The sequence below is a fragment of the Bacillus sp. LR_5 genome, from assembly GCF_042709275.1.
This window is the reverse complement of record NZ_JAVAXX010000066.1, coordinates 1-26,649: the sequence shown is the minus strand read 5'-3', so window position 1 is coordinate 26,649 and position 26,649 is coordinate 1. Positions and strand designations below refer to the sequence as shown.

Sequence of the window (26,649 nt, the reverse complement as noted above, 5' to 3'; positions counted from 1 at the left end):
AGGTAAGGTGAGACTAGTGAAACAGGAATACGTTCTGGACGGTTTGGATTGCAGCAATTGTGCCCGAAAAATCGAAAATGGAGTCAAAGGCATAAAAGGCATTGACGGATGCGCGGTAAATTTTGCGGCAAGCACCTTAACTGTCTCAGCCGATGGGAAAGAAGAGCAATGGGTCACGAATAAAGTAGAGAAAAAAGTGAAATCAATTGATCCGCATGTAACGGTTCGCCAAAAGCATAAAAAGAAATCAGCTGATGATGGCTATCGTAATCGAATGGTCAATATGCTGATCAGAATGGCGGCGGCTGTCATTCTCGGCGCAGCGGCATATTTGGTTCATTCGGGAACCATTGAATTTTTCCTTTTCCTCGGTGCTTATTTGATCATCGGCGGTGACATTGTCATCCGCGCAGTCAAAAACATCATCCGCGGTCAGGTGTTTGATGAGCATTTCTTAATGGCTCTTGCCACAATCGGCGCTTTTCTGATTCAGCAATACCCTGAGGGGGTCGCCGTAATGCTGTTTTATCAAATCGGTGAGCTTTTTCAAGGAGCCGCGGTCAGCCGTTCCAGAAAATCAATTAGTGCGTTAATGGACATACGGCCTGATTACGCCAATCTCAAAACAAAGAACGGCATCGAACAGGTTTCCCCGGAGGACGTTCAGACAGGAGACATCATTGTGGTTAATCCGGGAGAAAGCATACCCTTGGACGGTAAGGTCGTGCAAGGGTCAGCGATGGTTGATACATCTGCGTTGACAGGTGAGTCCGTTCCGAGAAAAGCTGCGGAAGGACAAGATGTAATGTCAGGCTTTATCAATCAAAACGGCGTTCTGCATATTGAAGTCACAAAGGGCTATCAGGAATCAGCAGTATCAAAAATATTAGACTTGGTTCAGAATGCGAGCAGCCGTAAAGCCCGGACAGAAAACTTTATCACGAAGTTTGCCAAGTATTATACACCTGCTGTTGTGATCATTGCGGTATTGCTGGCCTTTGTTCCGCCGCTTGTTCTTTCTGGCGCCGCGCTTTCCGATTGGGTGTACCGCGCGCTTATCTTTTTAGTGATTTCTTGTCCTTGTGCGCTTGTTGTCTCTATTCCGCTCGGTTTCTTCGGCGGAATCGGAGCGGCCTCAAAGGCCGGAGTGCTTGTAAAGGGAAGCAATTATTTAGAAGCCTTGAATCAAGTCAAATACGCGGTGTTTGATAAAACGGGAACACTAACAAAAGGCAGCTTTGAAGTGACAGAAATCAAACCTGCGGAAGGTTTTACAAAGGATAGATTACTTGAAGCGGCGGCATACGCTGAGCTTCATTCACAGCATCCGATTGCTGAATCTGTGCGTAAAGCTTACGGGAAAATGCTTTCCTCCGATGAGATAGAGTCATACGAAGAAATCCCCGGTCACGGCATTTTTGCAAAGGTAAATGGAACTGAGATCCTTGCCGGGAATAAAAAGCTCATGGAAAGAGAACAAATTGAGGATGTCCCGGATGAAAATGCTGGAACAATCGTACACGTTGCTGTTGATCAACGCTATGCCGGAGCAATCATCATAGCGGATGAGATAAAGGAAGACGCAGCACAGGCGGTTGCTGATCTGAAGTCGCTTGGGATCAAACAGACAGCTATGCTGACGGGTGATTCGAAACAAACGGGAGAAGCCGTCGGAAAACAGCTTGGGATTGGTGAGGTATATGCAGAGCTGCTGCCGCAAGATAAAGTCGCGCAGGTCGAAGCATTGGAAGCTAAGCTTTCACCTAATGAAAAACTCATTTTTGTCGGTGACGGCATCAATGATACGCCGGTGCTTGCCCGCGCAGATATAGGGATCGCGATGGGAGGCCTTGGCTCAGACGCCGCAGTAGAAGCCGCAGACATCGTGCTGATGACAGATCAGCCGTCAAAAATAGCGGAAGCGATTCGGATTGCGAAACGGACACGGCGTATCGTGTGGCAAAACATCGGCTTTGCTTTAGGTGTGAAAGCGATCTTTCTCATTCTTGGTGCATTTGGAATTGCGACCATGTGGGAAGCGGTTTTCTCAGATGTCGGCGTTACACTGCTTGCTGTGGCGAACGCCATGCGCGTCATGCGTCTCAAAAACAAATAAATTGTCGGAGAGAATTCATTTTTTCGGGGTTTTCTTATCAGCGCTTGTCTTGTTAAAATAAAGAAGTGGGTCAATTGCGATCCGCTTCTTTTTTAATTTTAAAACGATGAGGTGTCGGAGTGAAAAAGAAACAGCAGTCTTCTGCGAAATTCGCGGTCATCCTTACGGTTGTGGTTGTTGTATTGCTAGCAGCCATTGTCATCATTAATAACAAAACGGAACAAGGCAATGATGCGGTGTCCGGACAGCCGTCTATCAAAGGGCAGCCTGTGCTTGGCAAGGACGATGCACCGGTAACTGTAGTAGAATTCGGAGATTACAAATGTCCGTCTTGCAAGGTGTTTAACAGTGACATCTTTCCAAAAATACAAAAAGACTTTATTGATAAGGGCGATGTGAAATTTTCTTTCGTGAACGTCATGTTCCATGGAAAAGGTTCAAGATTAGCGGCTCTTGCATCTGAAGAAGTATGGAAGGAAGACCCTGACTCTTTCTGGGATTTCCATGAAAAGCTGTTCGAAAAACAGCCGGATACGGAACAGGAATGGGTAACCCCAGGCCTCCTTGGTGATCTTGCAAAAAGCACCACAAAGATAAAACCTGAGACGCTCAAGGAAAATCTTGATAAGGAAACATTCGCTTCTCAAGTGGAAAAGGATTCTGACCTTAATCAAAAAATGAACATACAGGCAACACCGACGATTTACGTCAATGATAAAGTGATCAAAAATTTTGCGGATTATGATGAAATCAAAGAGACAATAGAAAAAGAGCTGAAAGGGAAGTAACGATATGAAAAATAGAATCGTATTTTTATATGCTTCCTGGGTTGTGGCTCTTATCGCTATGCTGGGCAGCCTGTATTTCAGTGAAATCAGAAAGTTTATTCCATGTGAACTGTGCTGGTACCAGCGTATCCTCATGTATCCGCTCGTCCTGATTTTAGGCATCGCCACCTTTCAAGGGGACACACGAGTGAAAAAATATGTGCTCCCGATGGCGATGATAGGGGCATTCATTTCGATCATGCATTACTTAGAGCAAAAAGTGCCCGGCTTTAGCGGCATTAAGCCATGTGTCAGCGGCGTGCCGTGCTCGGGCCAATATATTAACTGGTTTGGTTTTATTACGATTCCATTCTTGGCCCTGATTGCTTTTATCCTGATTATCATTTTTATGTGCCTGCTGAAAGGCGAAAAATCTGAATAACAAAAAAAGCGCCCGCGTATGCCGGACGCTTTTTTAATTTCGCAAACTCATGTCCATCAGCAATAGCCGTATTCCCTCTAAATTTATCTTTTTTTCTCATAAAAATGTTATTGATTTTACGCTTGAGCGATTATAAAATCTAGAGGTCGTCAGAAAATTTAACAAACATAAAAGGGAGTCATCAGAATGGCTTGGGAGCTGCTCAGTGTGATTGGCATCATTGCGTTTGCAGTCAGCGGCGCAATTGTTGCGATGGAAGAGGAATATGATATTTTAGGAGTTTATATATTAGGGATTGTCACAGCTTTTGGAGGAGGAGCGATCCGTAATTTACTGATCGGTGTTCCGGTTTCAGCGCTATGGGAGCAGGGAGCGTACTTTCAAATCGCGCTTTTATCTATTACAATTGTGTTTCTGTTTCCGAAGCTGTTGCTGAAGCATTGGAATAAGTGGGGCAATTTATCAGATGCGATCGGCCTCGCTGCCTTTGCTATCCAAGGCGCACTGTATGCTGTCAAAATGGGCCATCCGCTTAGTGCCGTGATCGTGGCTGCGGTGCTGACGGGAAGCGGGGGCGGGATCATCCGCGACCTTCTTGCCGGGCGCAAACCGCTTGTGCTGAAGGCAGAAATTTATGCAGTCTGGGCGGCTCTCGGCGGTTTAATCGTCGGCTTGGGCTGGATGGGGAACTCGTTCGGCTTATACGTTCTGTTTTTCGTGCTCGTTGTTTGCCGGGTTTGTTCCTATATGTTTAATTGGAAGCTGCCAAACCGTTCTTTTCGCTTAGATAGTCAGTAAAATAAAAGAAACCTCTCCGTCATGGAGAGGTTTCTTTTATGGTAGCCTGCCGGGATCAAATAAAAAGTCCTTTTCGAATGCTGACCGCGCAGAGCAAAGCTATTGAAAATTAATAGGTAGCCCAAAAGGTATAGCTGATGGTTTTTTTAGTTCCTGTGTTAGTGAATTTGAATCTGTATTTTGTTTTGTAGCTTTTAGAAGCTTGTTTGTAACTTAAATTTGTAGAGCCTTTTTTCGTTGCATAAAAAGTTTTAACATTTTTCCAGCCTTTATTTGTCTTTTGTTGCAGAGTTGCTGTAATTTTCCCGCTGCCTGATCCGTTTGCTGTCATGTTGGCCCAAGTTCCTCGTCCTGGATAATAAATCTGAAATGTTGGCGAGTAAGTATAGTTTTTAAATGAGCCCGAATGGTAATGAGTACTCCATATTTGACCTTTTTTAACCCAATCTTTAGCTTCCGCTTTGTTGTTTACTATGTCAATTGACGTAAAACTTGTTACGGCTACGACGAATGCCAGCAACATCATAGATAGCTTTTTCTTCACTGAGTATTTCCTCCTAACTAATTCTGGTTCTTTCTTCATGTTCATATCATAAACCGAGAGAAATAATGTAACATCGTCCTATTCTCCCAAATGAAAAACTTTAATTTGTTGAAATATGTCGAAATTGGATGAAAAATGACTATTTTACTGCGACTATAGATACGATAGCAAGGATGTAGTCGCTTTATGGAAGATGACAATAACAAGTTTAGTCATTCTTCACGTTAGATGAACAGACAAACACGGTAAAGCTCTGCGGTGTTTTTAAAATGAAAAAGATATATTATATCGAGGATTGAATGGAATAAGGAATCGATACTGATGAAAGAGAAGATTCGCAACCTAAGAAAAGCACGTCCAACAGTGATCAATGTGAAATCATAAGAGAAAAAACCGATTTCGAGTTGAAATCGGTTTTTTCTGCATATAAATAACCCAAACCTTGATTGATATTGGGTGAATGTGCTAAGATAAATTGTATTTGCCAGTTTTCATCATATATTTAATATATGTATCCAATTATATTTTACAGTATTTCATCTATGTTTGTCAACTATTTTCTGGAGGTGCCGTTCATGAATCAGCAGGATAAGGAATGGAAGGAAGAGCAGTCGAGAATAGATGAGGTGCTGAAGGAGCTCGAAAAAAAAGAGCGGTTTCTGGAAACGTCTGCGGGCGGGTTGAAGCATGATATCATCGGATTAAGAAAAAGCTTTTGGGAGGATGTTAAGGTTAATTTTGATGATGCCCATGAAGCGATTGAAACGATGGCAAGCATTAAGCAGCAGGCAGAGCTGCTGTCTGATCGGGAACACAATCATCGGCGCATGGATCAGCAGCTCAAACGAATTCATCAATTTAAAAAATCGCCTTATTTCGGCCGGATTGATTTTATTGAAAACGGCGAGGAGCAGGCAGAGCGAATTTATATCGGTTTAGCTTCCTGTTTGGATGAGAAGGAGGAACACTTTCTGATTTATGACTGGAGGGCGCCGATATCAAGTTTGTACTACAATTATTCCCCAGGAAAAGCGGAGTACGAGGTGCCCGGTGAAACGATAGAAGGGGAAATGGTGCTGAAACGCCAGTTTATGATCAAAAACGGCACTCTCAAAGCGATGTTTAATACCGATATGACGATTGGTGATGAAATGCTGCAAGAGGTATTAAGCCATCACTCCGATACCCAAATGAAAAACATCGTGTCTACGATTCAGAAAGAACAAAATCAGATTATCCGTAATGAAAAAAGCAAGATCCTGATCGTGCAGGGAGCGGCTGGCAGCGGGAAAACATCGGCTGCGCTTCAGCGTGTCGCTTATTTGTTATACAGGCACCGCGGCGTCATTGATGCCGGACAAATCGTTTTGTTTTCTCCCAACTTCTTATTTAACAGCTATGTATCCTCTGTTTTGCCTGAGTTAGGAGAAGAGAATATGGAGCAGGCGACGTTTCAGGAATATATCGAGCATCGTCTTGGCCGCAAGTTTAAATGTGAAAGCGCCTTTGATCAGCTCGAATATTGCCTGACCGAAACTAAGGAAGGCGATTTTCCAACAAGGCTTGCAGGAATCACATGGAAGGCGGGTTTATCCTTTCAGCAATTCATTAATGAATACGTCACACGGCTTTCCTCTGAAGGGATGATTTTTAAAAATATTATATTACGCGGACAAAAGCTGATCACAAAGGAGCAAATTCAATCCTATTTTTACTCATTAGATCAAAATCACTCCATTCCGAATCGGATGGAGCAAACCGCGAAGTGGCTGCTGAGTGAGCTTAACAAGCTTGAGAAAAAGGAACGGCGAAAGGATTGGGTTGTTCATGAAGCTGAGCTGCTTGACAAAGAGGACTACTTGGACGTGTACAAAAAACTGCAGGAAAGGAAACGGTTCAGCGAGAGTACGTTTAACGATTATCAAAGAGAGCAGCAGCTGCTTGCCGCCATCATTGTGAAAAAAGCTTTCAAACCGCTCAAACAGGCGGTCAGACTCCTTGCATTTCTTGATGTTACACAACTTTATTTGCAATTGTTTTCTGGCTGGGGAGGAAAATTTCAGGATGAGAAGATGGCCGCGATAGGTGAACTGACCCGTTCGGCATTTACGGATAATAAATTGCTCTATGAGGACGCGGCACCGTTTCTTTATATGCAGGATCTGATTGAGGGCAGAAAGAAAAATACGAAGATCAAACATCTATTTATTGACGAAGCCCAGGACTATTCACCGTTTCAGATGGCTTACATGAGAAGCATTTTTCCGGCTGCCAGCATGACAGTGCTCGGTGATATCAATCAGTCCATCTACGCGCATACCATAAACGGGGATCAGCGTATGGATGCGTGCTTTGAGGATGAGCCTGCTGAGTATGTTCGTTTAAAGAGAACATACAGATCAACAAGGCAGATTGTCGAGTTTACCAAAGCGATGCTTCAAGATGGAGCGGATATTGAGCCGTTTAATAGAAGCGGGGAAATGCCGCTCGTTGTCAAAACTGAAGGACATGAGAGCCTTTGCCAAAAGCTCGCGCAAGAAATTGGCCGGCTCAAGAAAAAAGGGCACGAAACAATAGCCGTCATCTGCAAGACTGCGCAGCAATGCATACAGGCGCACGCCCACATGAGTGAATATACAGATGTTCGCCTGATTCATAAAGAAAATCAACCATTCCAAAAGGGTGTTTGCGTGATTCCGGTGTATTTAGCAAAGGGAATTGAATTTGACGCAGTGCTTGTCTATGATGCATCTGAAGAACACTATCATACAGAGCACGACCGCAGGCTTTTATATACTGCGTGCACCCGTGCGATGCACATGCTGGCGGTATTTTATACAGGTGAAGCCAGTCCGTTTGTAACCGCTGTGCCGCCTCACTTATATCAGATTGCTGAATGAAGAGAAGGGAGTCCTTCTCTTTTTTCTATTTACATGAAGCATAGCCGTTTTATCATTAGGATTCTTAATAGTTATCATCATGTAAATATATTTTACTTAAGCCTAGTATTCCGGTAAAGTTCAATTAGATGCAATTTTCGATCAGTTTATAACTTTGTGAGGTGGATACGTTGCAACTTCAGGTAATGAACAGTCCGTTTAATCAGGAGCAGGCAGAGCTCCTTAACCGCCTTCTGCCGACCTTGACCGAATCCCAGAAAATCTGGCTGAGCGGATACTTATCCGCGCAATCTGTTTCCGCCCAAGAAACTGCGGGTGCGCCGGCGGCAGCTGTGTCTGCGGAAGCACCGGCACCAGCCGTTTCAAAAGAAGTGACCGTTCTTTATGGTTCACAGACGGGAAACGCACAGGGGCTTGCAGAAAATGCCGGCAAGCAGCTTGAACAGAGCGGTTTTCAAGTGACCGTCTCATCCATGAGCGATTTTAAGCCGAATCAGCTGAAGAAAGTAAAAAATCTTTTAATCGTCGTCAGTACGCATGGTGAAGGCGAGCCGCCTGATAACGCTCTTTCGTTTCATGAATTTCTGCACGGAAGACGGGCGCCTAAGCTTGAAGATCTGCGCTTTTCCGTTTTGGCGCTTGGTGACAGTTCGTACGAATTTTTCTGCCAGACAGGGAAAGAATTTGATCAGCGCTTAGAAGAACTCGGCGGAAAACGGATTTCTCCGCGCGTTGATTGCGATCTTGACTATGATGAACCGGCAGCCGAATGGCTTGAGGGTGTATTGAAAGGATTAAATGAAGCTGGGGGCGGAAGCGCCGCGCCTGCGCCGGCGGCTGCGTCACAAACCGGTGAGTCTTCGTATTCCAGAACAAACCCGTTTCGGGCTGAAGTGTTAGAAAATTTAAATTTAAACGGCAGAGGATCAAATAAAGAAACACGCCATGTGGAGCTGTCTCTTGAAGGATCTGGCCTGACTTACGAGCCTGGTGACAGCCTCGGCGTCTATCCGGAAAACGATCCGGAACTTGTCGAGCTGCTCCTTAAGGAAATGAATTGGGACCCGGAAGAAATTGTGACGCTTAATAAGCAAGGTGATGTCCGACCGCTGAAAGAAGCGCTGATTTCTCACTATGAGATTACCGTTCTCACAAAACCGCTTCTTGAACAGGCAGCCCAGCTGACAGGGAACGATGAGCTTAGAGAGCTTTTAGCCCCGGGAAATGAGGAGAATGTAAAAGCCTATATTGAAGGGCGCGATTTGCTTGATCTCGTCCGTGACTATGGCCCATTTAGTGTATCTGCGCAGGAGTTTGTCTCGATTTTGCGAAAAATGCCTGCCCGCCTTTATTCGATTGCAAGCAGTTTATCCGCAAATCCGGATGAAGTGCATTTAACAATCGGCGCAGTCCGCTACGATGCGCACGGCCGTGAACGAAAAGGCGTCTGCTCGATTTTGTGCGCGGAACGTCTGCAGCCGGGAGACACACTGCCGGTTTATGTACAGCACAATCAAAACTTTAAGCTTCCGAAAGACCCTGAAACACCGATTATCATGGTGGGCCCTGGGACAGGCGTCGCACCTTTCCGTTCGTTTATGCAGGAGCGTGAGGAGACGGGAGCGGAAGGAAAGGCATGGATGTTCTTTGGCGATCAGCACTTTGTCACGGATTTCCTTTACCAGACAGAGTGGCAGAATTGGCTCAAAGACGGTGTGCTGACAAAAATGGATGTGGCGTTCTCACGTGATACGGAAGAAAAAGTATATGTGCAGCACCGCATGCTTGAACATAGCGCAGAATTGTTTGAATGGCTTCAAGAAGGAGCGGCTGTTTATATTTGCGGAGATGAAAAGCATATGGCGCATGACGTCCATCAAACATTGCTTGAAATTATCGAAAAAGAAGGCAATATGAGCCGCGAAGAAGCGGAGGCTTATCTTGCCGATATGCAGCAGCAAAAACGCTATCAGCGTGATGTATATTGATTTGACTTGAAAGGAGTTTTTCAACATGGTGACCAAAATTCTAAAAGCACCGGACGGCTCTCCAAGTGATGTTGAACGCATTAAAAAAGAAAGTGATTATTTGCGCGGCACGCTGAAAGAAGTGATGCTCGATCGAATCAGTGCCGGAATTCCGGATGATGATAACCGCCTGATGAAACACCACGGCAGTTATTTGCAGGATGATCGGGACCTCCGAAATGAACGCCAAAAGCAGAAACTTGAGCCCGCATATCAGTTCATGCTGCGCGTGCGTATGCCAGGGGGCGTCTCAACGCCTGAACAATGGCTTGTCATGGATGACCTGTCCCAGAAATACGGGAACGGCACATTAAAATTGACGACACGTGAAACGTTCCAAATGCACGGGATTCTGAAATGGAACATGAAGAAAACCATTCAGACGATCCACTCAGCACTTTTGGATACGATCGCAGCCTGCGGAGACGTAAACCGTAACGTCATGTGTGCATCAAACCCTTATCAATCTGAAATCCACTCAGAGGTATACGAGTGGTCTAAAAAATTAAGTGATGATCTGCTGCCGCGGACGAGAGCATATCATGAAATTTGGCTTGATGAGGAAAGAGTTGCCGGCACGCCGGAGGAAGAAGTCGAGCCAATGTACGGACCGCTCTATCTGCCGCGGAAGTTTAAAATCGGTATTGCTGTTCCGCCGTCTAATGATATTGACGTCTTTTCACAAGATCTGGGATTCATTGCGATTGTCGAGGATGGCAAGCTGATCGGTTTTAACGTGGCAATCGGCGGCGGTATGGGAATGACGCATGGCGATACTGCGACATATCCGCAATTAGCCAAGGTGATCGGATTCTGCCGGCCTGAGCAAATGTATGACGTTGCTGAAAAAACGATTACGATTCAGCGTGATTACGGCAACCGTTCTGTCCGTAAAAATGCGCGGTTCAAATACACAGTTGACCGCCTCGGTTTAGAAAACGTAAAAGAAGAATTGGAAAACCGTCTCGGCTGGAGCCTGGAAGAAGCGAAGCCGTATCATTTCGATCATAACGGCGACCGCTACGGCTGGGTGGAAGGCATCAAGGATAAATGGCATTTCACGCTGTTTGTCGAAGGCGGCCGTATAACGGATTACGATGATTATAAGCTGATGACTGGCTTGCGGGAAATCGCCAAAGTTCATACAGGTGAGTTCCGGCTGACAGCCAATCAGAACTTAATGATTGCGAACGTTTCAAGCGATAAAAAAGAAGAAATCAGTGCTTTAATTGAACAGTACGGACTAACTGACGGCAAGCACTATTCAGCACTTCGCCGCAGCTCGATGGCATGCGTCGCTCTTCCGACCTGCGGATTGGCAATGGCCGAAGCAGAACGTTATTTGCCGACCCTGTTAGATAAGATTGAAGAGATTATTGACGAAAACGGCCTTCGTGATCAGGAAATCACGATTCGCATGACAGGGTGTCCGAACGGCTGTGCACGTCATGCACTCGGTGAGATCGGATTTATCGGAAAGGCGCCGGGCAAATATAATATGTATCTTGGCGCTGCGTTTGACGGAAGCCGTTTAAGCAAAATGTACCGTGAAAACATCGGTGAAGCAGACATTTTAAGCGAGCTGCGCATCCTTCTTTCCCGCTATGCGAAAGAACGTGAGGAAGGCGAGCATTTCGGTGACTTTGTCATCCGCGCGGGCATTATCAAAGCAACAACTGACGGTACGAATTTTCATGATTGAGAAAGAAAGACGAGAGACAGGGAGTAGCTTCCTGTCTCTTTTTTCTGTAATTTGCTCTGCTGCAAAAAAGTTCACTGTGAGCATATCATGAGAAAAAATACCCTAAAAAGGGTACTATAAAAGAAGACAAGTGTGGAGAGAACTCCTGCGAAACCACATAGCGGATGCAAGGCCACCCTAGCTCAAGGGCTTTTAGACAAACAGATTTTTTGGCTCATCATGCCGACACACAACAGACGAAGGAGGTCATGCATTTGGACATATTTTTAGTTGTGCTCGTATTATTAACGATTATTGCGATTTCTAATATCGTGAACCGGTTTATTCCGTTTATTCCGGTGCCGCTGATTCAAGTGGCTCTTGGGATTCTTGCCGCCTCATTTCCACAGGGACTTCATTTTGAATTAAACACCGAATTGTTTTTTGTTCTGTTTATCGCGCCTCTGCTATTTAATGATGGAAAGAGGACACCGCGGGCAGAGCTTTGGAATTTAAGGGCTCCGATTTTATTGCTTGCACTCGGCCTTGTATTTGCGACTGTGATTGTAGGCGGCTACACGATTCACTGGATGATTCCTGCTATTCCGCTGGCAGCGGCCTTTGGACTTGCGGCCATTCTTTCACCGACTGATGTCGTCGCTGTCAGCGCATTATCAGGAAGAGTGAAAATGCCAAAAGGGATTCTTCGCCTGCTGGAAGGTGAGGGGCTGATGAATGATGCATCAGGTCTGGTGGCCTTTAAGTTTGCGATTGCAGCGGCAGTGACTGGTGCATTTTCATTAGCACAAGCGGCTGTCAGCTTTGTCTTTATTTCTCTCGGAGGCTTGCTGTGCGGGGTTGTCATTTCATTTTTGATTATTCGTTTTCGCCTATTTCTGCGCCGCCTTGGCATGCAGGATGTCACGATGCATATGCTGATTCAAATTCTGACGCCGTTTGTGATTTATTTGGCAGCTGAAGAAATCGGCGTTTCCGGCATTTTAGCTGTTGTGGCTGGCGGTATTACCCATGCGGTTGAACAGGATCGTCTGGAATCTACGATGATCAAGCTGCAAATCGTCTCCTCAAGTACGTGGAACATTATTTTATTTATTTTGAACGGCCTGGTCTTCGTTATTCTCGGCACGCAAATCCCTGATGTGATTTCTGTTATCTTTAACGACACTGCCATCAGCAACATGAAGGTGATCGGCTATATCCTAGTCATCACATTTACGTTAATGCTCCTCAGATTCCTGTGGGTGCTGTTCTTCTGGAACGGCAAATGGTTCTTTAATAAAGATCAGAACATCTATAAACCGGGTCTTCGTTCGACGCTGTTAATTTCGATTTCCGGTGTGCGTGGAGCAGTAACGCTTGCAGGTTCTTTTTCCATTCCGTATTTCCTGGAGGACGGTACGCCGTTTCCGGAAAGAAATCTGATTCTCTTTTTAGCAGCCGGCGTCATTTTATGCACGCTTGTCATTGCCACCGTTGTGCTGCCAATTCTGACTGAAAAAGAAGAAGAGGACGAGGAACGAAATAAGAAGCTGCTGACGGCGAGACGCAAGTTGATCAAAACAGCCCTTCAAACGATTAAAGAGGACATGAATGAGACAAACAAAACGGCCTCTCTTGCGGTGATAGCTGAATACAATGAGAAAATGAAAAATCTTCGTTTTCAGCAGTATACATCATCTAATCGCATTAAGAAGCACGAGCGAAAAGTCCGTGCGCAGGGGGTTAAGGCTGAGCAAGAGGCGCTGATGAAAATGCTGGAGCGGGGAGACATCCCGGAAGAAACAGCAAATGTGCTGCAAGAACGATTTAACGAGTTGGAAATTTTGTATGCGAACCCGTTTAAAGTCGGATTATCAAAAACAAGGCTCAAGAGGCTGATGTATTGGATTTTCTTCGGTGAACATAAAAAGCCGGAGATGTCGATTTTAAATGAAGCGGGATTGATACGGGCAACAAGAGTGAAAACGGCAAAAGCAGCGATAGAATATCTGGAAAAACATAAGACGGAAGAGCATAAAGAAGTGTTTTTATCTGTCATTACATTCTATAAGCAGTTAATTTTCAGGCTGGAGCACAGCCATCATGAGTTAAAATCAAGTGCCCATTTTGAAAATCAGAAGCTGGAAGTGAAGCTGAAGGCTGTGCAGGCGATCAGAAATGAAATTCAAACGCTCTTCGAAGAGAGGGAAATTTCCCGGGACATCTCCCATGAGCTTCGCCAATACATTAATGATGTCGAAGCCGCCATGCTTGAAGGCGGCGAATAAATGCAGCAAAAAAGCTGGCGTTAGAGCGCCAGCTTTTTTCTATATTAAGGGCGATGAAATGCGACAGTGCTGCCATCCCGGTCGAACCAGCCTCTGAAGGCCCAGTTGATCCAGCCGCCATCGCCTTTGTTTGTAAAGGTTCCATCTTCAAATACCCAAATGCCATACGTAATGCCGTCGTAAACGGCTGAGCCGTAAAATTGCACACCGTTCAAATGATCTTCATATTCCTGGCTTAAATTAAAGACCATGACATTATATTTTTGGCCGGATGCGTAGAAGGAAGACTCCATGAGGTTTTTCACAAACCCATCCCTGTTCTGTGCGGATTTGATGGCATCAGCGATCTGGTTGGCAATTCCAAGTACATCCAGATTGACGTTTAAACCTACATCAGCGGCAGTTGTTCCAGCAGCAGTTGTCTGCGACATCTTCGGAGCAGGATTTTCTTCAGCGGAAGCAAAGGACAAAGGGGCAATTGTCAAAGCGGCACCAAGAGCAAGTGTCATTGGGATACGAATACGTTTCAAGTTGTTTCCTCCTTTGTTTTCATTTGGTTACACTACACGCATACCCTGCTCAATGTATTTGTAATCTCAATATTGTTAAAATAGGAAAAAAATAGTGTTTGAATTTGCCTGTGCTGTGAAAAAAGAAGCAAAAAGAGGGTCTTAAGCGTATTATTGGTATCGGCTGAGAGGAATGTGAGATAATATAGACGCTTACATTTCAGTGAAAGGGTGGATGTTCAAGTGCCAACAAGTTTAAAAGATACTGTAAAGTTACATAACGGAGTTGAAATGCCTTGGTTCGGTCTGGGTGTTTTTAAAGTAGAAAATGGTAATGAAGTGACTGAATCAGTGAAAGCGGCAATTAAAAATGGCTATCGCAGCATTGATACAGCAGCGATCTACAAAAATGAAGAAGGCGTTGGCATCGGGATTAAAGAATCCGGTGTGGCAAGAGAAGAGCTCTTCATCACATCAAAAGTGTGGAATGAAGATCAAGGCTACGAAACAACGCTTGCTGCCTTTGAAAAGAGTCTGGAAAGATTGCAGCTTGATTACTTAGATTTATATTTGATCCACTGGCCTGGCAAAGATAAATATAAAGATACATGGCGCGCGCTTGAAAAGCTGTACAAAGACGGCAAAATCCGCGCGATCGGCGTCAGCAACTTCCAAGTTCATCATTTAGAAGAGCTGTTGAAAGATGCTGAAATCAAACCGATGGTGAACCAAGTTGAGTTTCACCCTCGCTTGACGCAAAAAGAATTAAGAGATTACTGCAAAGCGCAAGGCATTCAGCTGGAAGCGTGGTCTCCGCTCATGCAGGGACAGCTTTTGGATAACGAAGTGCTGACACAGATTGCTGAAAAACACAATAAATCTGTGGCTCAAGTGATTTTGCGCTGGGATCTGCAGCATGGAGTTGTAACCATTCCAAAATCCATTAAAGAACACCGTATCATCGAAAACGCTGATATTTTTGATTTCGAATTGTCTCAAGAAGACATGGACAAAATTGACGCATTAAACAAAGATGAGCGTGTCGGCCCAAATCCTGATGAGCTTCTGTTTTAATCAAAAAACTCCCCGTTATGGGGAGTTTTTTTAGTGCGTTTTTTTCTGTTGAATGAAAAACAGCATCAAAAAGGAAATGACAACAATACAGACGACCCACGCCCAAGCAAGGGTATTGTTGCCGGAATCCAATGCGACATATATCGCCGTCGGCAGTGTTTGCGTAACACCGGGGATGTTTCCTGCAAACATGAGTGTTGCGCCAAATTCTCCGAGCGCCCGTGCAAGGCTGAGGATGCTTCCGGTCAGTAACGAAGGATAGGCAAGCGGGACGGAGATATGGATAAACACTTTCCATCTGCTAGCGCCGTCTACCATTGCCGCACCTTGTATATCGGGATCAATATCAGCAAATCCGGTTTTGGCTGATTGATACATAAGCGGAAAGGCTACAACAGCCGAGGCGATCACAGCGGCCCACCAGGTGAAAATGACAGGCTGCTGGAAAATCCACTCGATGGCTTGTCCGATGAAGCTGTGCTTTCCGAAAATGACGATCAAAATAAAACCGACAACAGTAGGCGGAAGAACGAGCGGAAGCATAAAACATGTTTCGAGTGCCGTTTTTCCGAAAAATGATGCCCGTGACATCCATGCTCCAGCAAGTGTTCCGAGAATAATGACAACAATTCCGGCAACTGCCGCCACCTGAAAGGAAAGCGCAACGGGTGTGAAAAATTCTGAAGCGCTTATGCTACTCGGCAGTAAAGCCATATTTCTCAAATACTTTCATTGCTTCATCAGATTGCAGGTATTCGTAAAATTCCTTCGCTTCCTTACGGTGTTTTGTATCTTTTACGATTCCTAACGGATAGACAATTGGGCTGTGTGTATCTGCTTTTGCCTTGTCAATAATGTTGACCTTTTTCGAGACCAGGGCATCTGTTTTATAAACAATACCTGCGTCTACATTGCCGGTTTCAACATAAGAAAGAACTTGGCGAACGTCTTTTCCATACACAATTTTATCCTTCACTTTGTCCCATAAAGACAGCTTTGTCAGTGATTCTTTCCCATAAGCTCCTGCCGGTACGGATTCCGGAGTGCCAAGGGCGATTTTTTCTGATTCAGCCAGATTGCTGAAGCTTGTCACAGGTGAATCTCCGTTTTTTGGTACAACCAGCACAATTTCATTACCGACTAAATCAGTGCTGTCTTTTTTTGTGATATCTCCATCATCCACCAGCTTTTTAAATTTATCCTCAGCAGCTGAGAAGAACAGATCTGCTCCTGCTCCTTGAGAAATCTGTTTTTGCAAGGCGCCGGATGAGCCATAGTTATCTTGGATGGTAATATTTTGATGCTCTTTTTCATAATTTTTTTGGATTTCCTCAAGTGCATCCTGCGCGCTGGCGGCAGCTGAGATGGTTAACGTTACTTTTTTCTCGCTGTCCGTTGAAGACTGGTTTGAAGAACAGCCTGCTGCAAGCAGAAAAGCGGTTAAGGCTGCGATGAAAATAGAATACTTCTTAAACATGATTGCACCCCTTATCATTAGATATAACTAATTATAACTGATTATGTTTGGTTTATGTGGGTTTTTTTACATTCGGCGAAAAGGTATAATAAAATAGGAGAGTGATGATGATGAATGAAACCTCTTCCTATACGATAGAAGAAGTTGCAGGTCTGCTGAAGGTATCAAAGCTGACCGTTTATGATTTGATTAAAAAAGGCGTGCTGCCTGCTTATCGTGTCGGAAGGCAGATGCGTGTGGATGAAGAAGATTTAAAGCAATATAAAACGAATATGAGAATGTCTCAGCCCATCGCTGCAACAGAAGCGCCGAAACAGGTGCAGGAGGCTGAGCCGGACGGCAGACCGAATGTCATGATCAGCGGACAGGACATTTCGATGGATCTTCTCAGCAAGCATTTGGAGAATGCCATTCAGGAGACGCCGCTCCGTAAATACAAAGGAAGCTTAAACAGCCTGATTGATATGTATCAAGGCAAGTGTGACATTGTCAGCCTCCATTTGTACGATGCTGAAACGGGCCAGTATAACGCTCCTTATGTAAAACGGATTTTGACAGGTGAACCGTTTTGTCTCATCAATGTCGTTCTCCGCAAAGCAGGACTGTATGTGCAAAAAGGGAATCCGAAAAACATTCAAGGCTGGAAAGACTTGAAAAGAGCCGATATCCGGATCATCAACAGGGAAAAGGGTTCTGGCGCAAGGGTGCTCCTTGATGAACAGCTTGGCTTGCTTGGTGTGAATCCGGCTGATGTAGTGGGATATGGCGATATCGTGACTGATCATTACGCTGTCGCTTCACAAGTTTCAAGCGGACAGGCTGACGCGGGAATCGGGGCGCAGCACGCGGCACATATGGGCAGTGTTGATTTTATCCCGCTCATCGACGAACAATATGATATTGTCGTTTTGAAAAAACATGAGCAGCTGCTGAAGGCCGTGAAGGAGATTTTGAATTCTGAGGAATACAAGGCGAATTTGTCTCATTTAAACGGCTATGAAACGAAGCTGACTGGCAAGGTGATGTTGGAAACGTAAAAAATCCCTCTTGATAGAGGGATTTTTTTCATTCGGAAAACCTGAGCAGGTCACCATTTAAAATTTTATCAGAGAGAGACAGTTCTTCGTTTGCTTTCTCCTTATAAGGGAGGCACGCATCCTGATTTTCCAGCACTTCACCTGTTTTTTGGCTATAGCACGTGTTCTTTGTGTATATATAATCGTTCGTAATAAAGCTGCCGTTTCGCAGAACGGCGAATGGGGTGCGGTCGCTGGACAGCAAATCATTGCCGAATTGGATATCGCCTTTTGTCTCAACGCCGAGTAAATGCATCAGTGTCGGCCTGACGTCGACCTGCCCCCCGGCATCAGAGATGGTTTCCGGCTGTTGATCGGTGATTCCCGGGATATGTATGATAAACGGCACCCGCTGGAGCTGAACGTTGTCATACGGTGTGATTTCATCTTTCCCTAAAAACTCAGCCATTGCCTCGTTATGGGCTTCAGAAATGCCGTAATGATCTCCCATAAATACGATCATCGAATTTTCGTATAAGCCTTCGTCCTTCAGTTTTTTGATAAAATGCTTTAATGCCTCATCCTCATAGCGAACCGTGGTCACATAGCGGTTTAACAGATCACTGCTTGAATCGAATTCATCTATCAGCTGATCCTTTTCATCAATCTCAAACGGAAAATGATTCGTTAACGTGATAAAACTGCTGTAGAACGGCTGCGGCAGGCTTTTCAGCTTTTCGGCGGACTGCTCTAAAAATTCTTTGTCTTTTAAGCCCCAGCTTGTCGATGTCCCGGGAGTGACATGAAAATCATCAACATCAAAAAAGCGGTCAATGCCAAATGTATCGTACATGACATCTCTGTTCCAAAATGTTTTATGGTTAGCATGAAAGACGGCTGAATAATAATCGTGCTGCTTCAGCGATTTATACATCGTATGAAATTGATGGTCGCTTTTCGTGAAAAAGACGGCGCCGCTAAGGGAAGGATACAGTGAGTTAGCGACGATAAATTCTGAATCTGATGTTTTTCCTTGTTCTGTTTGCTGATAGAAATGATCAAAGGAATAGCTTTTTTTAATGAGATCATTCATAAATGGGGTAATTTCTTTTCCATTTACTTTTTCATTCAGAACAAAGCTTTGGGTCGATTCAAGTGTTACAAAGATGACATTGCGCCCCTTTGCAAGACCGAATTTGCTTTGATCAGGCTTGCTGTAATCAGCCTCTGTGTAGTTTTTAATGGCAGTTATACTGTCTTCATCGGCAAAAGCTTTCGCGCTGATATTAACAGTCTGAGAAATTGTATCGTAAATATGGAACTGAAACAGGCCGATGCTTTTGACTAGCATTTCTCGGTCAAAAGAATGTGCCAAAAGCTTCGGCTGCTGTACTTCTGCAAGTGCCAGCGTGCATAAAAGCATGCCGCAGGAAGCTGCATAGTACCGTTTGATCGTGCGGGGAGCGGCTTTTGTCTGTGGGTGTTTGGTTTTTCTGGCGAACAGCAGCAGAAAAACCAAATCCACAAACAGGGCGATAAACAGAGGATGGAACAGTTCTTTTACACTGCTGCCCATATCGCTCATGTTGCTGGCCTGAAATAAAACCGGAATGGTAATAAAATCGATATAAAAGCCGTAAAAAATCGTATTAGAGATCAAGATAACAGTCAGAACCAAATTGGCAATCAGCAAAAAGGCCCGCTGCTTGTTTTCTTTTAGAAGCAGGCCGATACCGAATAAAGGAAGAATAAAGCTGAGCGGGTTGACCAGCAGCATTAGCTCCTCCAACAGAGTATCGATTTGCAAATCAAAGCCGAGTTTATATATCACATACGTTTTGATCCACATAAATAAGATCGAAAAACATAAAAACCGCTGATTGTGAAAAAAGGTTCCTTTCATCAATATGACTCCTCACGTTTTCTTGATCATCTGCATGAAATGCTTCTTAAGTAAAACCTACTAAAAACAGCCGGTTCAGACAAGTCTCAGCACTCATGTGTTTAAAACATGCGCCCATGAAACAGCATATAAAAGTAGTAACATGAAGCAAGGGTCAGGCCGGCTAGCACGAGCTGCTCAGAAAAACTGCCTGTCTTCATATATAATGGAAGCCGAACGCGGATCGTTGAAGGGAATAATAATTTGATTCCGTTCACCGTCCAAGCGTCAAGAATCAAGTGGCTCGCCATTCCGATCATCAGGCCGGCTGATATGTTTTTATCTGGAATGTATGTAGAAGTGATAAAAAACATGATGAGCATAAACAGCAAGCTGTGTGTAAATGTACGATGGCCAAAAACGGAGCTGACCACTTTCGATAAAATAGGAAATTTTCTCCCGATTTTGCTTTGTGTGTGGCAGATATCGGGTATTAATGCTCCAACCGCGCCTGACGCAGCCATAAGCACTGGATCAAATCCATAATAATAAGCCGCTGCCGTACAAGAAGCGATGCCTCCCATGATGTGTGTTTTTCCTGTCATTTGCCGCTTCTCCTTTTATCTTTTGCAAAAAATCTCTGAATTACAAATATATCAAGAGAATGTATGTTTGATCAACAGGACTTTGGACGATAAAAAATATCCCGCATAATTTTTCAGGAAAGAGGCATCTTAAACATGTACCTATTTTTTAAAAGAGGTGATACGAATGGGTTTCTTTAATAAAGATAAAGGAAAACGTTCCGAAAAAGAAAAAAACGTAATCCAAGGAGCTCTTGAAGATGCTGGTTCAGCTCTAAAAGATGATCCGCTTCAAGAAGCTGTGCAAAAAAAGAAAAATAATCGATAATCACATGCGGATAGGGCTTGGCTCTATCCGTATTTTCCATCTGTTCCCTTTGACAGATCATCCTTTCTTTGATAACCTTCTGGGAGTAACTGAATAATTAAATCCTCACTCTTTCTCAGTGAGGTAGAGGTTGCGCGGATGATAAGTCACACATGCCAGGCTGACAGGAGCTGTTAAACATGTGTAAAAGGCATCAGCGCCGAAGTGTGGAGAAAGCCGATCCTTCTCTATGCTGGGACTGTATCTGAATAAGTGCAGGACTGCCGCGTGCTTTTTCGCGGAGGGCTATCCGGAGATCAAGGGTGTGTGTTTCTTTAAGCATGGACTTTTGTTCAGGCTTTTTTTGCGTTTATATGATCTCGGGGTCTGGTCCGTACAAAGAATCATGGAGGTACTGGAATGGAACAGACAAAAAAATGGGGTTTTTGGTTATTAACGGCGTTTGTCGTTGGAAATATGGTTGGATCAGGAATTTTCTCCTTGCCGAGCTCGCTTGCTTCAATTGCGAGTCCGTTTGGAGCTACGTCCGCCTGGCTTTTGACAGGTGCCGGCGTGCTGATGATTGCACTTGTGTTCGGACACTTGTCCATTCGCAAGCCTGAACTGACAGCGGGACCGCAAAGTTATGCAAGAGCGCTGTTTTCTGACCCGAAAAAAGGCAACGCTGCCGGTTTCACAATGGTGTGGGGCTACTGGGTGGCGAGCTGGATCAGTAACGTGGCGATCATCACAAGTCTCGCCGGTTACTTGACTTCGTTCTTCCCGATCTTGGTTGATAAACGTGAGATGTTTTCGATCGGCGGGCAAGAGGTGACACTCGGCCAATTACTGACGTTTGCCGTATGTACGATCTTGTTATGGGGAACGCACGCGATTCTTGTTGCCAGCATTAACGGCGCAAGTAAATTAAACTTTGTCACAACGCTTTCTAAAGTATTAGGTTTTGTCTTCTTTATCGTTGCCGGTTTATTTGTGTTTCAAACGACATTATTCGGTCATTTTTATTTCCCGGTTCAAGGAGAAAACGGCACAAGCATTGGAATTGGCGGCCAGGTTCATAACGCCGCGATTTCTACACTGTGGGCGTTTGTCGGAATTGAATCCGCGGTGATCCTGTCCGGCCGTGCGCGCTCTCAGCGTGATGTGAAACGTGCGACAATTACCGGCTTGCTGATTGCCTTGAGCATATATATTATTGTGACTTTAATTACGATGGGTGTTCTGCCGCATGATAAGCTTGTCGGCTCTGAAAAACCATTTGTTGATGTACTCTATGCGATTGTTGGAAACGCGGGAAGCGTGATTATGGCGCTTTTGGCTATCCTTTGTTTATTCGGAACGATGCTCGGCTGGATTTTGCTTGGCTCTGAGGTGCCATACCAAGCCGCTAAAGCAGGAGATTTCCCGGCATTTTTTGCAAAAACGAATAAAAAGGGAAGTCCGGTCATTGCACTTATTATTACAAACGTCATGTCACAGGTCTTCATTTTCTCGGTTATTTCCCGGACAATAAGTGACGCATTTACATTTTTAACGACAGCGGCTACACTTGCATATTTAATTCCGTATCTGGTATCTGCAATCTACAGCTTGAAGGTAGTCATCAAAGGTGAAACGTATGACCAGCTGAAAGGCTCCCGTGTAAGAGACGGATTGATCGCGATACTGGCGTGTGCATACTCCGTGTTTGTTATCGTAACAGGCACAGCAGATTTAACGACATTTATCCTCGGCATCGGTTTATTCTTTGTCGGCTTGATCGTTTATCCATTTGTGAGTAAAAAGTTCCAGAAAGAAAAACAAGCATAATGAAAAGACACCTGATTTGCTCAGGTGTCTTTTTTATAAAATCACAATTTCTCCTGTTAGGAATCCGTTCGTTAACCTAGCTGACAGGAAAGCTGAAATCGAAAGAAAAACCTTAAGGCACAATCGAATATGCAAAAAACGTTTTTCAGTCTCTCCAGCATAAAAAAACTGATCGTGTTGAGGATGCAGCTTAATATGAATGGCTCAAAGAAAATATCCGATATGATTCAAATTGAGCCGTTCCTTATAAATAAGCAAAAGAGCCGCGGGCAGGCGGCTCTTTTGTTTATTTAGTCAAGCTTTCCGTAATATACTTCAGTTGTCCTTCTAATGAAATCGGGTCTGTGAAATAGAAGCCAATCGGATCCATCTTGTATACATGGCCATTTTTAACGGCATTCAGGTTCTTCCAAATGGAGCTTTCAAAAACGCCGCCATCATCACCGCCTGATTGCCATGGGCCCGCGAAAATGTAATCTCCGGCGAAATCAGGGAGCTTCTCTAATGAAATACTTGTATAACCTGGCCCCTGGTCAATGGCTTTTTCTTTTGTCAGCTTTGTAGCCTGCAGGCCGAGGTCTTTGTAAATGATGCTTCCGCCTCTTCCAAAGTCTTTACCGAATACGTAAATGTCTTTTCCGTTCGTTTGCATAATGGAAATGGTTTTGTCACCGACCGCTTTTTTGATTTTTGTTTTAGCGGCCGCAACTTTTTTATCCCACTTGGCCAGCCATTTTTCAGCTTTATCTTCAGTTCCCGTCATTTTTGCAAATTCTTTCAGTTGTTCAATGTTGTCGAGCTTATCGTATTTTACTGCGACAGTTGGCGCAATTTTTTCAAGCTTTTTAATATCAGCGCCCTGTGTTGTCCAGACGATAATCAGGTCAGGGTTCAAATCAATTACCTTTTCAACCGAAGTGCCGTCTCCGATGTTTTCAACGCCGTCGGTTTTTCCTTTGTAGTAAGGGTTTTTAAATACATTCTCAGGCGCACCGACAACGTTGATGCCGAGTGTTTTGAAGTAGCCGTAATAGCCGTCTGCCATGACAACCACCCGTTTAGGATGCTTCGGGATTTTTACATTTCCGTTTTCAGCCTTGTATGTAAAGGTTTCTGCGCCTTTTGAATCAGAGGCAGAACCTTTGCTTTCTGAGTTATTCCCGCAGGCTGCCAGCGCTGCAATCAATAACAGGGCAAAAAACGCGGCTCCGAGTTTCTTGTATATATGGGTCATATCTCATACCTTCTTTCTAAAAAAATAGATGAAAAAGAGAATCATTATCATCTGTGATTATACCACTGCAAGTGCCGGTTGACACGATATTTTTGCAAATGCATTTTCATTTTTGTTCAAAACACTCTATTAAATCAGCTGAAAAAAGTGATATACTGAAACAGCAATTGATAATCATTATCAGTAACAGAAAGGAAGTACGGCAGTTGAGTCAACATAAAAATATACGGACTGCATCAGAAAAAATCCAATGGACGTCAAGGACATATGGCGCGATTATCGTCCTTATTGCAGGTCTATGCCTGCTTTGCCTTGGCGCATTTTTATCCATATCCCTCGGTGCAGCGGATATTCATTTGCGCACTGTATGGGACGCCATTTTTCATTATCAGCCGACAAAGACATCTCACCAAATTATACATGATCTTCGACTGCCGAGAACGGCGGCTGCCGCGCTTGTAGGCGCATTGTTGGCAGTGTCGGGAGCAATCATGCAGGGGATGACGAGAAACCCTTTGGCAGAGCCTTCGATTATGGGTGTGACATCAGGCTCTGCGTTTGCGGTTTCGATTGCGTTTGCCTTTTTTCCCGGACTTTCTGCAATGGGGCTTGTGCTATGGTCCTTTGCGGGAGCGGGGCTGGGGGCATCGACGGTAATGGGCATCGGCATGTTTTCAAGGGGCGGACTTACGCCTGTAAAGCTTGCTCTGGCGGGTACGGCAGTTACTTATTTCTTTACCGGCATTTCAACTGCCATTGCAATACGCTTTGATGTCGCTCAGGATATCAGCTTTTGGTACGCAGGCGGGGTAGCGGGTGTGAAATGGTCAGGGGTCCAGCTTTTGCTTATTGCAGGGGCTGTCGGTTTAACGCTCGCGTTTTTCATCGCCCGGTCTGTTACAGTGTTAAGTCTCGGTGACGATCTGGCAAAAGGGCTTGGACAATATACATCAGCGGTGAAACTGGTTGGCATGCTTATTGTAGTAATTCTGACCGGAGCTGCGGTTTCCATTGCCGGCACCATTGCATTTATCGGGCTGATCATTCCGCATATTACCCGTTTTTTGGTCGGTGTGGATTATCGGTGGATCATTCCTTGCTCGGCGGTGCTCGGTGCTGTTTTGCTTGTTTTTGCTGACATAGCGGCCAGACTCGTAAATGCGCCCTTTGAAACGCCTGTCGGCGCGCTGACTTCTCTGATCGGCGTTCCCTTTTTCTTTTATTTGGCACGTCGTGAAAGGAGAGGGCTGTAATGAAAACAAAAACAAACAAACCGCTTATTGTAATGGCTGTGACCTTTTTGCTTATCGTGGTGGTCTTTTTTATCAGTCTCAATTTGGGCGTTATCAAAATTGCACCGCTTAAAACGCTTCAGGTCTTTTTCGGCCAAGGAACGGCGCGTGATGAACTTGTCTTATTTGAGTTCAGGCTGCCTCGGATCATCCTTTCTTTGCTTGTTGGAGCAGGGATCTCCGTAGCTGGAGCCATTTTGCAAAGCGTGTCTCAAAATGAACTTGCCGAGCCTGGTATTCTCGGAATTAACGCCGGCGGTTCACTTGCTGTAGTGCTTTTTATATACTTTTTTCAAGGGTCAGCTTCAGATCTCAGCTTTTTCGGAACATTTATGCTGCCGTTCAGTGCTTTGGCAGGAGCAATCCTCGCTGCGTTTCTCATTTATATTCTGGCATGGAAAAAAGGCGTGACACCGATTCGGCTGATTTTAGTCGGCATAGGGGTGAATGCCGGATTCAATGCCCTGTTGCTGATTTTTCAGCTTAAGATGGACCCTCATGATTTTATGCAAGCCGCGGTTTGGATATCCGGCTCAATATGGGGGGCGAACTGGAATATGATCTGGGCGATTCTCCCTTGGATTGTGATCTTGCTTCTGTTTACTTTATATAAGGCACGCTATTTGAACATTATGCAGCTCGGAGACCAATTGGCGACCGGGCTGGGCACCGCTGTTGAAAAGGAAAGACGGATTCTTCTTCTGGCAGCGGTCACTCTTGCCGCTTCATGCGTGGCAGCTGCGGGGGGCATTGCGTTTCTCGGATTGATCGCGCCGCATGTGGCTAGAAGGCTGACCGGTCCACGTCACCAGACGCTGATACCGGTCTCCGCCTTCATCGGCTCATTCCTGTTTTTGCTTGCTGATACGCTGGCGAGAAATGTATTGGCACCATCAGAAATTCCGGTCGGACTTGTCATTTCCGTGCTAGGTGCGCCTTACTTTATTTATTTATTGATGAAAGCGAATTAGAGGAGGGGGCCGAATATGAATTCATTATCAACGGAACAGCTTGGTATCGGTTATGGCGACAGGGTGATTGTAGAGGATTTAAATATATCGATTCCTAAAGGGAAAATTACCACCTTAATTGGCCCGAACGGCTGCGGGAAATCAACGATTTTAAAAACAATGTCCAGAATTATGCGTTCACATGCAGGTGCCGTCTATTTAAACGGCAAAGCGATTCATAAAATGTCTACAAAGGACATTGCAAAAGATATGGCGATTCTTCCACAGACACCTGAAGCGCCGAGCGGCCTAACAGTGCACGAATTGGTGTCGTACGGCAGGTTTCCGCATCAATCAGGATTCGGCAGATTAAATGACGAAGACCGCCGGATTATCAAATGGGCGCTTGAAGAAACAGGCATGGCTGAATATGCTGAACGGCCGATTGAGGCATTGTCAGGCGGACAGCGTCAACGCGTGTGGATTGCCATGGCGCTTGCGCAAGGGACGGAACTGCTTCTGCTGGATGAACCTACAACGTATCTTGATCTTGCACATCAGCTTGAAATTCTGCAGCTGCTTGACAGACTCAACAAAGAGCAAGGGCGGACGATTTTAATGGTCATTCATGATCTTAACCATGCAGCTCGTTTTTCTCATTATATGATCGCGCTTAAAAAAGGCACGGTCATCAAGGAAGGAACTGCTCTGGAGGTCATGACACCAGACATTTTGAAGCAGGTATTTCAGATTGATGCCGAAATCGTGACTGATCCCCGTACAAATAAACCTGTATGCTTGACATATGACTTGATTAAAAGTGAAAAAGAGCTAGTTACTGTATGAAAAAATCCCGGTTTGAAGCCGGGATTTTTTTTATTCGGCTTTGAAAATACAATTTTTCTATTTGATTCCGTCATTTCAATAAAAG

At 44.7% G+C, this 26,649-nt stretch carries 22 protein-coding genes and 1 riboswitch; of the genes, 15 read left to right on the top strand and 7 right to left on the bottom strand.

Annotation, left to right across the window (positions count from 1 at the left end):
- Positions 1-7 precede the first annotated feature (7 nt).
- The 4 genes from RAC86_RS15500 (at position 8) to RAC86_RS15485 (ending at position 4,123) form a co-directional block, all read left to right on the top strand.
- The gene (locus RAC86_RS15500) at positions 8-2,116 is read left to right on the top strand and encodes a heavy metal translocating P-type ATPase (RefSeq protein ID WP_377885843.1); all 2,109 of its coding nucleotides are present in this window, start codon (positions 8-10) and stop codon (positions 2,114-2,116) included.
- A gap of 119 nt (positions 2,117-2,235) precedes the next feature.
- On the top strand, positions 2,236-2,904 hold the full coding sequence (gene bdbD / locus RAC86_RS15495; RefSeq protein WP_003228414.1) for a disulfide bond formation protein BdbD: 669 nt from the start codon (positions 2,236-2,238) through the stop codon (positions 2,902-2,904).
- A gap of 4 nt (positions 2,905-2,908) precedes the next feature.
- Positions 2,909-3,325 carry a disulfide oxidoreductase gene (locus RAC86_RS15490; protein ID WP_033883427.1) on the top strand — a complete coding sequence of 139 codons (417 nt, stop codon included), beginning with the start codon at positions 2,909-2,911 and terminating at the stop codon, positions 3,323-3,325.
- Positions 3,326-3,511: 186 nt separating this feature from the next.
- Complete coding sequence (locus RAC86_RS15485; protein WP_048655203.1) at positions 3,512-4,123, top strand: trimeric intracellular cation channel family protein; 612 nt, start codon at positions 3,512-3,514, stop codon at positions 4,121-4,123.
- A gap of 109 nt (positions 4,124-4,232) precedes the next feature.
- Here the strand turns inward: RAC86_RS15485 and RAC86_RS15480 are convergent, their stop codons facing one another.
- A complete protein-coding gene (locus RAC86_RS15480; RefSeq protein ID WP_131228105.1) occupies positions 4,233-4,667 on the bottom strand; it encodes a hypothetical protein in 435 nt (144 codons plus the stop codon).
- A gap of 575 nt (positions 4,668-5,242) precedes the next feature.
- On the opposite strand from RAC86_RS15480, the gene helD reads away from it, so the two are divergent.
- The 4 genes from helD to RAC86_RS15460 all read left to right on the top strand — a co-directional run bounded on the left by helD (position 5,243) and on the right by RAC86_RS15460 (position 13,563).
- Positions 5,243-7,567: a DNA helicase IV gene (gene helD, locus RAC86_RS15475; RefSeq protein ID WP_377885842.1), complete on the top strand. Its 2,325-nt coding sequence runs from the start codon at positions 5,243-5,245 to the stop codon at positions 7,565-7,567.
- 170 nt (positions 7,568-7,737) lie between these two features.
- Positions 7,738-9,555 carry an assimilatory sulfite reductase (NADPH) flavoprotein subunit gene (locus tag RAC86_RS15470; RefSeq protein ID WP_377885841.1) on the top strand — a complete coding sequence of 606 codons (1,818 nt, stop codon included), beginning with the start codon at positions 7,738-7,740 and terminating at the stop codon, positions 9,553-9,555.
- A 25-nt stretch (positions 9,556-9,580) separates the two neighbouring features.
- On the top strand, positions 9,581-11,296 hold the full coding sequence (gene cysI / locus RAC86_RS15465; protein WP_015714700.1) for an assimilatory sulfite reductase (NADPH) hemoprotein subunit: 1,716 nt from the start codon (positions 9,581-9,583) through the stop codon (positions 11,294-11,296).
- Between the two features lie 254 nt (positions 11,297-11,550).
- Positions 11,551-13,563, top strand: coding sequence for a Na+/H+ antiporter (locus RAC86_RS15460; RefSeq protein WP_015714699.1), 2,013 nt, complete (start codon positions 11,551-11,553; stop codon positions 13,561-13,563).
- Positions 13,564-13,607: 44 nt separating this feature from the next.
- Here the strand turns inward: RAC86_RS15460 and yvgO are convergent, their stop codons facing one another.
- The gene (gene yvgO / locus RAC86_RS15455; protein WP_014480858.1) at positions 13,608-14,093 is read right to left on the bottom strand and encodes a stress response protein YvgO; all 486 of its coding nucleotides are present in this window, start codon (positions 14,091-14,093) and stop codon (positions 13,608-13,610) included.
- A 222-nt stretch (positions 14,094-14,315) separates the two neighbouring features.
- Here yvgO and pgoN point away from each other — a divergent pair, with 222 nt between their 5' ends.
- Positions 14,316-15,146, top strand: a complete 831-nt coding sequence (pgoN, locus tag RAC86_RS15450; RefSeq protein WP_124059096.1) for a glyoxal/methylglyoxal reductase — start codon at positions 14,316-14,318, stop codon at positions 15,144-15,146.
- 30 nt (positions 15,147-15,176) lie between these two features.
- On the opposite strand, the gene modB is transcribed toward pgoN, so the two are convergent.
- A complete protein-coding gene (gene modB, locus RAC86_RS15445) occupies positions 15,177-15,869 on the bottom strand; it encodes a molybdate ABC transporter permease subunit (protein ID WP_121517036.1) in 693 nt (230 codons plus the stop codon).
- Positions 15,841-16,623: a molybdate ABC transporter substrate-binding protein gene (gene modA / locus RAC86_RS15440; RefSeq protein WP_377885840.1), complete on the bottom strand. Its 783-nt coding sequence runs from the start codon at positions 16,621-16,623 to the stop codon at positions 15,841-15,843. The genes modB and modA overlap by 29 nt, the downstream gene beginning before the upstream one ends.
- Before the next feature lie 110 nt (positions 16,624-16,733).
- Between modA and RAC86_RS15435 the strand changes: the two genes are divergently transcribed.
- Positions 16,734-17,660, top strand: coding sequence for a substrate-binding domain-containing protein (locus RAC86_RS15435; protein ID WP_134981866.1), 927 nt, complete (start codon positions 16,734-16,736; stop codon positions 17,658-17,660).
- A gap of 28 nt (positions 17,661-17,688) precedes the next feature.
- Here RAC86_RS15435 and RAC86_RS15430 read toward each other — a convergent pair whose 3' ends face one another.
- Both RAC86_RS15430 and RAC86_RS15425 read right to left on the bottom strand, forming a co-directional pair.
- Positions 17,689-19,542: an LTA synthase family protein gene (locus tag RAC86_RS15430; RefSeq protein ID WP_003228441.1), complete on the bottom strand. Its 1,854-nt coding sequence runs from the start codon at positions 19,540-19,542 to the stop codon at positions 17,689-17,691.
- 101 nt (positions 19,543-19,643) lie between these two features.
- Complete coding sequence (locus RAC86_RS15425) at positions 19,644-20,126, bottom strand: metal-dependent hydrolase (protein ID WP_003228444.1); 483 nt, start codon at positions 20,124-20,126, stop codon at positions 19,644-19,646.
- A gap of 166 nt (positions 20,127-20,292) precedes the next feature.
- Here RAC86_RS15425 and sspJ point away from each other — a divergent pair, with 166 nt between their 5' ends.
- Both sspJ and RAC86_RS15415 read left to right on the top strand, forming a co-directional pair.
- Positions 20,293-20,433 carry a small acid-soluble spore protein SspJ gene (gene sspJ, locus RAC86_RS15420; RefSeq protein ID WP_003221612.1) on the top strand — a complete coding sequence of 47 codons (141 nt, stop codon included), beginning with the start codon at positions 20,293-20,295 and terminating at the stop codon, positions 20,431-20,433.
- A gap of 116 nt (positions 20,434-20,549) precedes the next feature.
- A riboswitch (Lysine riboswitch) is annotated at positions 20,550-20,729 on the top strand.
- Between the two features lie 103 nt (positions 20,730-20,832).
- Positions 20,833-22,242: an amino acid permease gene (locus RAC86_RS15415; protein ID WP_021480593.1), complete on the top strand. Its 1,410-nt coding sequence runs from the start codon at positions 20,833-20,835 to the stop codon at positions 22,240-22,242.
- Positions 22,243-22,528: 286 nt separating this feature from the next.
- Here the strand turns inward: RAC86_RS15415 and RAC86_RS15410 are convergent, their stop codons facing one another.
- The gene (locus RAC86_RS15410; protein ID WP_377885839.1) at positions 22,529-23,476 is read right to left on the bottom strand and encodes an iron-hydroxamate ABC transporter substrate-binding protein; all 948 of its coding nucleotides are present in this window, start codon (positions 23,474-23,476) and stop codon (positions 22,529-22,531) included.
- Positions 23,477-23,682: 206 nt separating this feature from the next.
- Between RAC86_RS15410 and RAC86_RS15405 the strand changes: the two genes are divergently transcribed.
- The 3 genes from RAC86_RS15405 to RAC86_RS15395 are packed head-to-tail and all read left to right on the top strand — an operon-like array spanning position 23,683 to position 26,564.
- Positions 23,683-24,729, top strand: a complete 1,047-nt coding sequence (locus RAC86_RS15405; protein ID WP_032722836.1) for a FecCD family ABC transporter permease — start codon at positions 23,683-23,685, stop codon at positions 24,727-24,729.
- On the top strand, positions 24,729-25,739 hold the full coding sequence (locus RAC86_RS15400) for a FecCD family ABC transporter permease (protein WP_003244298.1): 1,011 nt from the start codon (positions 24,729-24,731) through the stop codon (positions 25,737-25,739). Before RAC86_RS15405 ends, RAC86_RS15400 begins: the two co-directional genes overlap by 1 nt.
- Before the next feature lie 15 nt (positions 25,740-25,754).
- Positions 25,755-26,564, top strand: a complete 810-nt coding sequence (locus RAC86_RS15395) for an ABC transporter ATP-binding protein (protein WP_029318414.1) — start codon at positions 25,755-25,757, stop codon at positions 26,562-26,564.
- The last annotated feature ends 85 nt before the right edge of the window (positions 26,565-26,649 follow it).

Excerpts from the sequence above, each read along its gene's own strand:
- RAC86_RS15425 (WP_003228444.1), bottom strand. The coding sequence starts at position 20,126 with ATGACAGGAAAAACACACATCATGGGAGGCATCGCTTCTTGTACGGCA.
- RAC86_RS15435 (WP_134981866.1), top strand. The coding sequence starts at position 16,734 with ATGAATGAAACCTCTTCCTATACGATAGAAGAAGTTGCAGGTCTGCTG.
- RAC86_RS15395 (WP_029318414.1), top strand. The coding sequence starts at position 25,755 with ATGAATTCATTATCAACGGAACAGCTTGGTATCGGTTATGGCGACAGG.
- sspJ (WP_003221612.1), top strand. The coding sequence starts at position 20,293 with ATGGGTTTCTTTAATAAAGATAAAGGAAAACGTTCCGAAAAAGAAAAA.
- helD (WP_377885842.1), top strand. The coding sequence starts at position 5,243 with ATGAATCAGCAGGATAAGGAATGGAAGGAAGAGCAGTCGAGAATAGAT.
- RAC86_RS15410 (WP_377885839.1), bottom strand. The coding sequence starts at position 23,476 with ATGACCCATATATACAAGAAACTCGGAGCCGCGTTTTTTGCCCTGTTA.
- RAC86_RS15400 (WP_003244298.1), top strand. The coding sequence starts at position 24,729 with ATGAAAACAAAAACAAACAAACCGCTTATTGTAATGGCTGTGACCTTT.
- cysI (WP_015714700.1), top strand. The coding sequence starts at position 9,581 with ATGGTGACCAAAATTCTAAAAGCACCGGACGGCTCTCCAAGTGATGTT.
- modA (WP_377885840.1), bottom strand. The coding sequence starts at position 16,623 with ATGTTTAAGAAGTATTCTATTTTCATCGCAGCCTTAACCGCTTTTCTG.
- RAC86_RS15415 (WP_021480593.1), top strand. The coding sequence starts at position 20,833 with ATGGAACAGACAAAAAAATGGGGTTTTTGGTTATTAACGGCGTTTGTC.
- RAC86_RS15490 (WP_033883427.1), top strand. The coding sequence starts at position 2,909 with ATGAAAAATAGAATCGTATTTTTATATGCTTCCTGGGTTGTGGCTCTT.
- RAC86_RS15485 (WP_048655203.1), top strand. The coding sequence starts at position 3,512 with ATGGCTTGGGAGCTGCTCAGTGTGATTGGCATCATTGCGTTTGCAGTC.
- RAC86_RS15430 (WP_003228441.1), bottom strand. The coding sequence starts at position 19,542 with ATGAAAGGAACCTTTTTTCACAATCAGCGGTTTTTATGTTTTTCGATC.